This window comes from Bacteroidota bacterium (assembly GCA_016722565.1).
In the GTDB taxonomy this organism is placed as follows: Bacteria; Bacteroidota; Bacteroidia; order 2-12-FULL-35-15; family 2-12-FULL-35-15; genus 2-12-FULL-35-15.
Genome location: JADKIU010000007.1, coordinates 377,410 through 389,492, shown reverse-complemented (window position 1 = coordinate 389,492; position 12,083 = coordinate 377,410). Strand labels below are relative to the sequence as shown.

At 38.9% G+C, this 12,083-nt stretch carries 7 protein-coding genes; 3 read left to right on the top strand and 4 right to left on the bottom strand.

Features of this window, described 5'->3' with window-relative positions; translation table 11 throughout:
* Positions 1-30: 30 nt before the first annotated feature.
* The 4 genes from IPP64_16535 to IPP64_16520 form a co-directional block, all read right to left on the bottom strand.
* Positions 31-1,035 (bottom strand): hypothetical protein, encoded by a 1,005-nt coding sequence (locus IPP64_16535; protein ID MBL0330968.1) that lies wholly within the window; start codon positions 1,033-1,035, stop codon positions 31-33.
* 76 nt (positions 1,036-1,111) lie between these two features.
* Positions 1,112-1,855, bottom strand: a complete 744-nt coding sequence (locus tag IPP64_16530) for a succinate dehydrogenase/fumarate reductase iron-sulfur subunit (GenBank protein MBL0330967.1) — start codon at positions 1,853-1,855, stop codon at positions 1,112-1,114.
* 33 nt (positions 1,856-1,888) lie between these two features.
* Positions 1,889-3,868, bottom strand: a complete 1,980-nt coding sequence (locus tag IPP64_16525; GenBank protein MBL0330966.1) for a fumarate reductase/succinate dehydrogenase flavoprotein subunit — start codon at positions 3,866-3,868, stop codon at positions 1,889-1,891.
* Positions 3,869-3,906: 38 nt separating this feature from the next.
* Positions 3,907-4,584, bottom strand: coding sequence for a succinate dehydrogenase cytochrome b subunit (locus IPP64_16520; GenBank protein MBL0330965.1), 678 nt, complete (start codon positions 4,582-4,584; stop codon positions 3,907-3,909).
* 384 nt (positions 4,585-4,968) lie between these two features.
* On the opposite strand from IPP64_16520, the gene IPP64_16515 reads away from it, so the two are divergent.
* From IPP64_16515 to IPP64_16505, 3 genes are all read left to right on the top strand, one after another.
* On the top strand, positions 4,969-7,743 hold the full coding sequence (locus tag IPP64_16515; protein MBL0330964.1) for a gliding motility-associated C-terminal domain-containing protein: 2,775 nt from the start codon (positions 4,969-4,971) through the stop codon (positions 7,741-7,743).
* 40 nt (positions 7,744-7,783) lie between these two features.
* Complete coding sequence (locus tag IPP64_16510; protein ID MBL0330963.1) at positions 7,784-8,854, top strand: PorP/SprF family type IX secretion system membrane protein; 1,071 nt, start codon at positions 7,784-7,786, stop codon at positions 8,852-8,854.
* A gap of 239 nt (positions 8,855-9,093) precedes the next feature.
* On the top strand, positions 9,094-12,045 hold the full coding sequence (locus tag IPP64_16505) for a gliding motility-associated C-terminal domain-containing protein (GenBank protein ID MBL0330962.1): 2,952 nt from the start codon (positions 9,094-9,096) through the stop codon (positions 12,043-12,045).
* Positions 12,046-12,083 lie beyond the last annotated feature (38 nt).

The following is a 12,083-nucleotide window of genomic DNA, read 5'->3' as shown; positions in this document are numbered from 1 at the left end:
ACAGATTCACAAAATAGAATCTGTGGCTTTTTAGTTCACCATCTTTGCTTTTCCAACTTTCATATCAAACCACGCCACATTTCCAAAGCTAATTCGTCTGCGGGGTTCTCTGTTTAAAAAGTCGATTGGGCCAGTCCAATAACCCAATCCATCATCTCGAGATAGGTCATCATGGTCGTATACTCCAATGCCGATGCTGTCGTTTAAATAATAGTGATATAAATCAAACGTGTCAGAGTCGGTATAAACATCCGTTGATTTTTGATAACTTGTTTGCGCATAAAATTGCTCTGTTGGATAATAAAGTGTCCAATAGATATCCGGATAACTGCTGTTCCAAATGGTGTTGTCCATTCCTGCCGGAGAGAACGTGGAATCATTTTTTAATTGCAATCCAAATCCGTAAACAGAACTTTTATAAATGGGTGGAATTATCACATCAAATTTTACTCGCGCATCAAAAATGCATTTTGTGGCATAGTTGCAATAATTGTAACGGTTGTCAGCTGTTTTGATTTCATGTCCGTTTCCCTTAAACGTATTTTGCCAAATGCGGAGTTCAATGGTTTGTTTGCCTTGTTTTAAGTTGTGAAAAACATGAAAAGGGATTTCATACGTAATTTCATTCGAGGTTGTTAAATAAAGCGTGTCCGATACAAAGCGAAGGTAGTTGCTTGTTTCGGAGCTATCTGTTTGCCAGCGAAGTGTATTTTTGTTTTTTTTGTAATCCGATAAAATGATTTTACCGTTTTGATAAAAATCAAAATTGAAAGCGGTTTGATCCAATGTGTCCTTGTCTTTTGTATTAATCGGATAAGGTAATTTTTTTGCAGGATTTACAATAAGTCTAACAATCATGAGATTGTTTATAGTATCAATCGTAAGCGAAGTGTTTTTTTTGTTGAAGTCGGGTGTTCTGGAAACAACTGTATAATCAACTGATTGAGGTAGCTGAGGCTTTTTCTTTAACGGGTTAAAACAACCGTAAATTAGAAAAGCAAAAATGAAAATAATTAATCTGATGATTAGTTTCATGCTGTAAATGTAGTATAAATTAAAAAACCAATTCTTAATTAAAAGAATTGGTTTTTTTATAGAACAGGTAATTAATTTATGATTTCATATTCGCAACAAAAAATTCACGGTTCATGCGAGCAATGTTTTCTAAAGAAATTCCTTTTGGGCATTCTACTTCGCAAGCACCGGTGTTGGTACAATTTCCAAATCCTTCTTCATCCATTTGCGCGACCATGTTTTTAACACGTGTAGTTGCTTCCACTTTCCCTTGAGGTAATAAAGCCAATTGAGAAACTTTTGCAGAAACGAATAACATCGCAGATGAATTTTTGCAGGTAGCCACACAAGCACCGCAACCAATACAAGCAGCCGCTTCAAATGAAGCATCCGCATCCGGTTTTGGAATAGGAATGTTGTTGGCGTCTTGTGCGTTTCCTGTGTTTACAGAAATAAATCCACCTTTCGCTATGATTCTATCAAATGCAGAACGGTCAACAGTTAAATCTTTAATCACCGGAAATGCAGCTGCTCTCCATGGTTCAACAACAATGGTATCCCCATTTTTGAATGAACGCATGTGTAACTGACAAGTAGTAACACCACGCTTTGGTCCGTGTGGACGACCATTGATGAACATGCTACACATTCCGCAAATTCCTTCGCGACAATCGTGATCGAATGCAATAGGTTCTTCACCTTTGTTGATTAACTCTTCGTTTAAAACGTCAAACATTTCAAGGAAGGACATGTCCGGAGAAATATCTTTCACAGGATACGTAACTAATTTTCCTTTTTCTTTGTCGTTTTTCTGACGCCAAATTTTTAACGTCAAATTCATGTTTCCACTCATATTTTGAAAATTTAAATTCTATTATTTGTATGAACGAGCAGCAATTTTAATTGCTTCAAATTTCAATTCTTCTTTATGCAGTTCATACGTATGATTGCCTTTGTTTTCCCAAGCAGCAACGTATGCAAACTCTTCATCTTTACGCAATGCTTCACCTTCTTCTGTTTGTGATTCTTCACGGAAGTGACCACCACAAGATTCAGAACGGTTTAATGCATCCATACACATCAATTCGCCAAGCTCAATAAAATCAGCAACTCTACCTGCTTTTTCCAATTCAGGGTTAAAGTCATTTGCTGATCCCGGTACACGAACATCTTTCCAGAATTCTTCACGCAATGCACGGATTTCAACAATTGCTTCTTTTAATCCTTTTTCATTACGAGCCATTCCGCATTTGTCCCACATAATTTTTCCTAAACGTTTGTGGAAGTGGTCAACAGATTTTGTTCCTTTTATCGCGAATAATTTATCGATAATTGCTTGTGATTCTTTTTCTGCAGTTACGAATGCTTCATGATCGGTAGGAATTGCTTTTGTCGCAATTTCTTTTGATAAGTAAGCACCGATAGTATAAGGAATTACAAAATAACCATCCGCTAAACCTTGCATCAATGCAGATGCTCCAAGGCGGTTCGCGCCATGGTCAGAGAAGTTCGCTTCTCCCAATGCATACAATCCCGGAACGGTTGTCATCAAGTTATAATCTACCCATAATCCGCCCATTGTGTAATGCACAGCAGGGTAAATACGCATCGGAACTTCATATGGATTTTCTCCGGTAATTTGTTCGTACATCTCAAACAAGTTTCCGTATTTTTCTTCTACCACTTGTTTTCCGAATTCACGTAATTGAGCAGTAGTAGGGTTTGAAATATTTAATTTTTTTGCTTGTGTTCTTCCGTAACGATCAATAGCTGCTTTGTAATCTAAGTATACCGCCATTTTAGAAGCTCCTACTCCGTAACCTGCATCACAACGCTCTTTTGCAGCACGTGAAGCAACGTCACGAGGCACAAGATTTCCGAAAGCCGGGTATCTACGCTCTAAATAATAATCTCTTTCTTCTTCCGGAATTTCATTTGCTTTGCGTGTATCACCTTGTTTTTTAGGAACCCAAATTCTACCATCGTTACGCAACGATTCACTCATCAATGTCAATTTTGATTGGTGATCTCCGGAAACCGGAATACAAGTAGGATGAATTTGTGTGAAGCAAGGGTTTCCGAAGAATGCTCCTTTTTTATGTGCTTTCCATGCTGCGGTTACATTGCTGCCCATTGCATTGGTGGAAAGATAAAATACGTTTCCGTAGCCACCGGTACACAATAAAACAGCATGACCAAAATGACGTTCCAACTTACCGGAAATTAAATCGCGAGCAATGATTCCTCTGCATTTTCCATCAATGTTTACTACATCTAACATTTCATGACGAGCAAACATTTCTACTGTTCCTAAACCTACCTGACGTTGTAAGCCACTGTAAGCTCCTAATAATAATTGTTGTCCGGTTTGTCCGGCTGCATAAAAGGTACGTTGTACTTGTGTTCCACCAAAAGATCGATTACTCAACATCCCGCCATATTCACGTGCCAAAGGAACTCCCATTGCAACACATTGGTCAATGATGTTTGCACTTACAGATGCTAAACGATATACGTTTGCTTCGCGGGCACGGTAGTCACCACCTTTAATGGTATCATAAAACAAACGATAGGTGCTGTCACCATCGTTCTGATAATTTTTTGCAGCATTGATACCACCTTGAGCAGCGATAGAGTGTGCTCTACGGGCAGAATCTTGAAAACAAAATACTTTTACTTTGTAACCCATTTCAGCAAGCGAAGAGGCTGCGGATGCACCGGCTAATCCGGAACCGACAACAATCACTTCTAAACTTCTTTTGTTTGCAGGGTTAACAAGAGCAACGGAAGATTTGTATTTCTCCCATTTTTGCTCCAATGGTCCTTCTGGAATTTTACTATCTAATTTTGACATATCTTGAAAATTCTAATTTCGATTCTAATAATGATGATTTATTTAACACAACCAAAAAACACCGTTAATGGCATTGTAGCAAAAACGATGGTGATGATGATTGAAAACCAAAGGCCCAACTTTTTGATTACAGGCGTATATTTTGGATGATTGAGTCCTAATGTTTGAAAAGCAGATTGAAATCCATGTGCTAAATGATATCCCAAAGAAATAACACCAAATAAATACACTAAAACATTTAATGGATTGTGAAATACTTCAATAATTTCTAGATAAGTATTGTGTTCTTGAATTGTTCCTCCAAATTGTGCTGCTTTCGTGCCTACCCAAAAATGAGAAAGGTGAATAACTAAAAACATCAACAGTAACGAACCTAAAATTCCCATGGAGCGAGAATACCATTTGCTATTTGCTTTGCCATCGGTTACAGCATACTTTACTGGTCGAGCTTTTTGATTTTTCAAAGTCAAAATTAACGCTTGAACGATGTGTAAAACGATTCCGATAAACAACACAATTTCCATGATGCGGATAATTGGGTTGGTTGCCATAAAAAGTGCCCCTTGATTAAATAATTCGCCACCATCCATGGCAAAAATAAAAGAGTTCAATGTTGCGTGAACAACAAGAAAAGAAATCAAAAACAGACCTGTTAAGCCCATTAATAGCTTTTTTCCGAGTGATGATTGAATAAAATTTGCAGATGTATTACTCATAATGAATAAAATTATTTTCGGTTTTTTCGTGAACAAACGTACACAAAATATTTAGGAATAAAAATAGTAATCGGGCTCATTTTAAAATAGGGAACAAATTCCCCAAATACTTGTTTATTAATCGTCTGTTTTATTCATTTTTAAGTTTTCTTTTTCGTGAAAAAGTTTCAGTTTAATTGTAGCTTAAAAACAGGGTAGAATGGCTGGTTTTGATTTTGTGTTAAATTGCTGAAAAACAATAACTTGTAAAAAAATGCACTGATTTGCAAATAAAATTTTAATTTCGTGCAACTATATATGGTTTTTTGACATCTACCAGCATGTATACTCTCGTTCATCAGTAAAAAAACATAGAATAGTCGAAATATTAAATTATAAAACAAAATGGTAAAAAGTAAATTTCTTCTTAGTTGCGCAATGGTTTTGGCATTCTGCGCTATTAAAACGAATGTAAACGCTCAAATTACAATGGTAGGGCCGGACGGTTATGTTGCAGGAACAAGCATTGAGTTTGGTGTTCGTGGATTAGGCGGATTTGAAGGTGTTGATGCTTTGGTGTCTCCTCCTCCAGCAGCGATGCACTTGCGTTCGGCAAATAACTTATTCGGATTTGTGGCCAACCCGCAGCTAAATGCTTGGGCAGGTTCAGCATTCGATGGTGACTTTTTTACCCCGGGTAGTCCGGAAAACGGTTGGGGATTTGAAATCGGAACAACCGGTTCTGCTGCAACAGGAACTTTAGGTGGAAATAACTGTTCGTATTTACAACAAATAAATGGTGCCATTACCGGCAGCAGTACTGTGTTCAACTGTTACAACATGGATTGGGAAGGGGATGCAACATCTGGAACAAATCTTCACTTTAAAATCAACTACTTTTTACAACAAACGGATTTGTTTTATACAACAACTGTATCGATTACGAATAATACATCAGCAATGATTCCTGAATTGTATTACTACAGAAATGTGGATCCGGATAACAACCAAGAGATTGGTGCAGGATTTACAACTGTAAATACGATTGTCGATAATCCTCCATCTTCTTTGTGTAACTTGGCTCACGTTCAAGCAACTCAGGCAACACCATGGAACTCGTATTTAGGATTTGCTGCAATTGGTGCGAATTGGAGAGCAACCTATGGTGGTTTCTCTAATCGTGATGCGTCCAATATTTGGAATAACGTTGGCTTTACGCAAGCACCAGGTTCAACAAACACCGCAGATGAGGCTATCTCATTGGCGTATAAGATTACCAATTTAGCTCCAGGAGCGACAGAAACATTCAAATTTTTAATCATTTTGGATGCAGCAGCTGCGAATGGTGCGATTAACAACTCATTGTACTTTACATATCCAGGTTCTGGAACTGCGCCTCCATCTGTTTGTACTCCTTATGTGGATACAGTTAGAACGTGTGGTGGACCAGTGCCTATTACCATTACCGGTCCGATTGTAGGAGATTATACTTGGACATGGACACCAACTGCAGGTTTAACACCACCAACAGGTCCTTCTGTAGTTGCAAATCCATCAGTAACTACTACTTATATTGCAACAGGAACTCCGCTTAATTCGTGTGTGACTCCTGCATCGTTAACATTCGTTGTTTTGATTACACCGGGCGGTGGAAGCAATCCTTACATCACCCCGGTCGGACCAATGTGCGTCTCGGATCCTCCGGTCACGTTTGCAGTCGATTCAGCTGGTGGTACTTGGACCTCCACTCCTACATGTGGTGCATGTTTAAATGCAACAACCGGGGTGTTTAATCCAACGCTTGCCGGTGCTGGAACTTACTTAATAACCTATACAACTCTTAATTCATGTAACTCAACAGATACCATGATGGTTACGGTGAGCGGCTCAAACCCAACTATTACAGCTCCGGCTGCGGTTTGCGCAGGTTCTGCACCATATACAATGACGGCAGCCTCAACAGGTGGAACATGGTCTGCTACATGTGGTACATGTATTAATCCGACTACAGGTTTATTCGATCCGGCATTGGCAGGAACGTTTACAGTTACCTATACGATTGCTGGTACTTGTACTGCAGTGGATACACAATTGGTTGTTGTGAACCCTACAGTTCCTCCAACTACAGGTATATCCTATACATCACCAGTTTGTATTGCAGGTGCTAACCCTACATTGACAACTGTTCCAGGATTTACTACAGGTGGTTCATACAGTGTAACACCTGCAGGATTATCTATTGGTACTACAACAGGTGCCGTTAACTTGTCTGCAAGTTCTCCTGGTACTTATACAATAACATATTCATTCCCTGCAACAGGTTGCGGACCGGCAGGATCGAGTACAACTACATTGGTGGTGAATCCAGAAATCATTCCAGTACTAGGTTTCACTTATCCTACAGTTTGTGCAACAGATACTGCAGATGCAGTTCCTACTTTAGCAGCAGGCTTTACACCAGGAGGAATATTCTCAGCTTCACCTTCAGGTGTAGTTATCAACCCAACAACAGGGGTAATTGATGTGAATAATAGTACTCCAGGTACGTATACGGTTTCTTATACAGTTCCACAGGATACAGCAACATGTGATGCAGCAGGCACAGGTACTGCAACATTCACCATTAATCCATTACCATCTATTTTAATGGGTCCAGAACAAACCATTTGGGTTGGCGATGGCGCTTGGATTTTTGCAACAGGTGGAACATCTTATTCATGGAGCCCTAGTGCATACTTAAGCTGTCCAACTTGTGATAGTACTGTTGCAACTCCTCCTGAAACAACTGAATTCTGTGTAATTGTAACCGAATTGGGTTGTATTGATAGTGCTTGTGTAAAAGTGAATGTTGAAATTCCTTGTCCAAGTAACAGAAACTTAGGTGTTCCAAATGCATTTAGTCCGAACAATGACGGTGTGAATGACGCCTTCTGTTTAGATGGTTGGGGTGATTGTATCTCAAAATTCAACATCGTGATTTTTGATCGTTGGGGAGAAAAAGTATTTGAATCAGCGGATCCGGATTTCTGTTGGGATGGTATTTACAAAGGTAAAGCCTTAGATCCTGCAGTATTTGTTTACTTCATTAAAGCAACTTACGAAACAGCTGGTGCTACACCGATTAGCCCTACTGGGGTTGTGGAAGCAAACAGAACAGGAAACATTTCTCTTGTGCGATAAGCGTTTATTGAAAGAATAAAGGGAAGAAGAAATTGAATATATGAAAAAAGTAATTTTAATAGTAGGAGGTTTTTTGATTGTAGGTGGAAACGTGTTTTCGCAAGATTTACACTTTTCTCAATACAATGAAAATCCTTCTTTACTCAACCCCGCTCTTACAGGATCTTCATATGTAATGAGAGCATCTGTAATTTATAAAGATCAGTGGCGTAGTGTAACTGTTCCTTATAAAACATTCGGTGCTTCTTTCGATATGAAGTTTAAAGCCAGTAACTGGGATAAAGTGGATCCATTTAAAACACGTACGTTTAAAAAGTCGTTCAATCGTTTGTCAGGTGGACTTTCTTTCTACAGCGATAAAGCGGGTGATGGAAACATGGGAACAAATTTGGTGAACCTTTCTTTTGCTACTTTTATTAAAGGGGGAGAACATTCTTCTTTTTCATTGGGGTTACAAGGAAGTGGTGTTCAAAAAACTATTGATTATTCGAAACTTATTTTTTCTAATCAATACAACGGCTCTACCGGTTATGATCAAACTATCGCAAACGGGGAGCAGTATGGTTCCAGAAGCTTTTTTTATGCCGATGTAGCAGCCGGTTTATTGTGGAATTATGTTAAAGAAGAATCATCAATTGGTGAAAACAATCATATTAAAGCTGATGCAGGGTTCGCCATGTTTCACATCAACAAACCAAAACAAAAGTTTTTAGTGGGAACAAATGAAAAATTATTTTCTAAATATGTTGTTCATGGAAAATTGTTGATTGGTATTCCTCGCTCTAATGTAGGTGTTGCACCTAGTTTTATCTATCAAAAACAAGGACCAACAACCGAGATTATTGGTGGTTTAATGGTGAAATATTATTTGAAAGACGACTCGAAATACACCGGTTATATTAAACGTTCTTCTATTGGCTTAGGTGTTTATTATCGTTACAAAGATGCCATCATTGCAAATGTGATGGTTGAGATGGGTCAATATGCGATTGGTTTCAGTTACGATATCAATACTTCTGCTTTAACAAAAGTAAGTACATTGAGAGGTGGACCGGAAATTATGCTTCGTTTTAACTCTGCGAATCCTTTCTTATTCCAGAAACGTCATTAATTTTTATCCTCAAAAACGAATCTTAAGCCCCACGGAAATTTCCTTGGGGCTTTTTTGTAAAACAATCTGTAAAACAATAGGTTCGAAACCTAATAATACTTTTAACTACCCCTTGATATTTGTAGATTTTATTCAATTTTAACTTACTTTTGTGCAACTATATCTGATATTTAATCGTCTATTGTATGTTAAATCAGATAGATTTTTTTAAGCCGAAACAGTTTTAGCACTTTTTTACAATGAATAAAGTCAAAAAAAATAAACGATTGTTTTTAAATGCAGTAGCTTTAACTGTATTTTCTTTCTTTCAAGTTGCCTTGTCTACAGCGCAAATCACGATGGTTGGACCAGATGGTTATGTGAAAGGAACAAGTGTTGAATATGGAATTCGCGGAATAGGCGGATTTGAAGGGGTAGATGTTTTAACATCACCTGTTCCTGCAGGTATGCACTTGCGATCAGCAAATAACTTATTTGGATTTGTGGCCAATCCTCAGCTAAATGCTTGGGCAGGTTCAGCATTCGATGGTGACTTTTTTACTCCTGGTAGTCCGGAAAACGGCTGGGGATTTGAAATCGGAACAACAGGTTCAGCTGCTACCGGCACTTTGGCGGGAAACAACTGTTCTTACCTGCAACAAATAAATGGTGCAATTACAGGAAACAGCACTGTGTTTAATTGTTACAATGTAGATTGGGAAGGGGATGCAACCTCAGGGACAAACCTTCACTTTAAGATCAACTACTTTTTACAGCAAACCGATTTATTTTATACAACTACCGTATCCATTACTAATAATACAGGTGCAATGATCCCTGAATTGTATTACTACAGAAATGTGGATCCAGATAATAATCAGGAGGTTGGTGCAGGATTTACGACTGTAAATACGATTGTGGACAACCCACCAAGTTCGGTATGTAACTTAGCACACGTGCAAGCAACTCAGGCAACTCCATGGAACTCCTATTTAGGATTTGCAGCAATTGGTGCCAATTGGAGAGCAACCTATGGTGGTTTCTCTAATCGTGATGCATCCAATATTTGGAACAACGTAGGCTTTACACAAGCACCGGGTTCAACCAACACCGCAGATGAGGCTATTTCTTTGGCGTATAAGATTACCAATTTAGCTCCGGGAGCAACAGAAACATTTAAGTTCTTGGTAATTTTGGATGCTGCTTCAGCAAACAATGCCATCAACAACTCATTGTATTTTACATATCCTGGATCGGCTACATCTCCTCCTTCCGTATGTACTCCATATGTGGACACAGTTAGAACATGCGGTTCGGCAGTGCCTATTTCAATTACTGGTCCGATTGTAGGAGATTATACTTGGACATGGACACCAACAGCAGGTTTAACGCCACCGACTGGCCCATCTGTTATTGCGAATCCTATTGTTACAACAACGTATACAGCAACAGGAACTCCATTAAATACATGTGTAAACCCAGTTACATTAACATTTGTGGTTCTTGTAACACCAAGTACAGGTAATAATCCTGTAATTGTTCCGGTAGCACCGGTCTGCCAAACTACTCCAGCCTTTGCACTTGCTGTCGATTCAACAGGTGGAACATGGCTTGGAACAGGAATTACCAGTCCAACACTTGGAACATTTGATCCTGCTATTGCCGGACCTGGTACACACTTGATTACTTATTATACCAACAATCCTTGTAATAATATTGATACGTTAAATATTACAGTCTTGGGTAGCGCGAGTGCAACCATTACACAGCCTGCAGCGGTATGTGAAGGAACTGCACCATTCAACTTAGTTGCTGGAGCTCCGGGCGGAGTTTGGTCTGGGACTGGAATTACAAATACCGCTCTAGGAACATTTGATCCTACAACGGCTGGTGCATTCACCATTCAATATGATATTGCAGGAACTTGTCCTTCTACAGATACTGTTATTGTTACTGTAAATCCTGTTTTTGATGCAACCATTACGCCTGTTGGACCGCTTTGTGTGGCTTCTCCAGCTTTCAATTTAACAGCTGTTGATGCTGGTGGTGCATGGACAGGCACTGGTATTACCAGCGTAGGTTTAGGAACATTCAATCCGGCTATTGCAGGTATTGGAACGCATACAATCACCTATACTATTTCGGGACCATGTCCTGCAGTTGATACTGTAATTGTTACTGTTTTAGCGGTATACAATGCAACCATTACCAATGTAGGTGCTATGTGTATCAGTGCACCAGCATTCAATATGGTAGCTGCTTCACCAGGTGGTACTTGGACCGGTACAGGAATTACAAATGCTGCTACTGGAACATTTGATCCGGCAACAGCAGGTGCAGGGGTTCATACAATTACCTATACCATTCCTGGACTATGTGGTACAAATGATACTGCATTAGTAACCGTTGTGGCATTACCTGTCATTTCATTTACTACAGATACAACGGAAGGTTGTGATCCAACAACGATTTCTTTTGTTGGTACAACAGATCAACCGGGTGGTGTATTTTATTGGGATTTCGGAGTGTTAACTACTTTTGCAGATACATCACATTTGTCAAATCCTACGTATCAATATCCAACTGGAGTGTATACGGTATCAATGACCTACACCAATACACTTGGTTGTGTTCAAAATGTAGTAAGTACGAACTTGATAACTATCCATGCTCGACCGGTTGCAGCATTTACAATGAATCCGAATCCTGTGGATATCATTGAACCGACTGTAAACTTTTATGACATGAGCTCGAGTGCAAGTCCGATTACCAACTGGGCTTGGGTATTCCAGCCGGGAGCAACGTCTATTGCACAAAATCCAGTTTATTCATACACTACTGAAGGAGTATATCCGGTTGAATTAACCATTACAAACATGTATGGTTGTAAAGATACAGTAGTGGAATTTTTAACGGTAAACCCTGTATACTTGATGTATGCACCAAATGCATTTACTCCAAATGGTGATGGATTAAATGATGTATTTTTGGTGGAAGGCGAAGGTATTGATCCAAACAATTTCGAAATGATGATTTTCGATCGTTGGGGTGAACGCATCTTCCGTTCAACAGATATGAAAACAGGTTGGAATGGAGCAAAAAATAATTCCGGAAAACTTGTTCAAGAAGATGTTTATGTTTACAAAATTGTGCTGAAGGATTGGGCAGGTAAACGCCACCAATTCATAGGACATGTAACCATTGTGAAATAGATAATTCTTCTTAGAATCATTAAAATAGATATTGAAAA

Bases quoted from the DNA above. Each gene is read 5' to 3' on its own strand.
- IPP64_16510 (MBL0330963.1), top strand. From the start codon at position 7,784: ATGAAAAAAGTAATTTTAATAGTAGGAGGTTTTTTGATTGTAGGTGGA.
- IPP64_16525 (MBL0330966.1), bottom strand. From the start codon at position 3,868: ATGTCAAAATTAGATAGTAAAATTCCAGAAGGACCATTGGAGCAAAAA.
- IPP64_16505 (MBL0330962.1), top strand. From the start codon at position 9,094: ATGAATAAAGTCAAAAAAAATAAACGATTGTTTTTAAATGCAGTAGCT.
- IPP64_16520 (MBL0330965.1), bottom strand. From the start codon at position 4,584: ATGAGTAATACATCTGCAAATTTTATTCAATCATCACTCGGAAAAAAG.
- IPP64_16530 (MBL0330967.1), bottom strand. From the start codon at position 1,855: ATGAATTTGACGTTAAAAATTTGGCGTCAGAAAAACGACAAAGAAAAA.
- IPP64_16515 (MBL0330964.1), top strand. From the start codon at position 4,969: ATGGTAAAAAGTAAATTTCTTCTTAGTTGCGCAATGGTTTTGGCATTC.
- IPP64_16535 (MBL0330968.1), bottom strand. From the start codon at position 1,035: ATGAAACTAATCATCAGATTAATTATTTTCATTTTTGCTTTTCTAATT.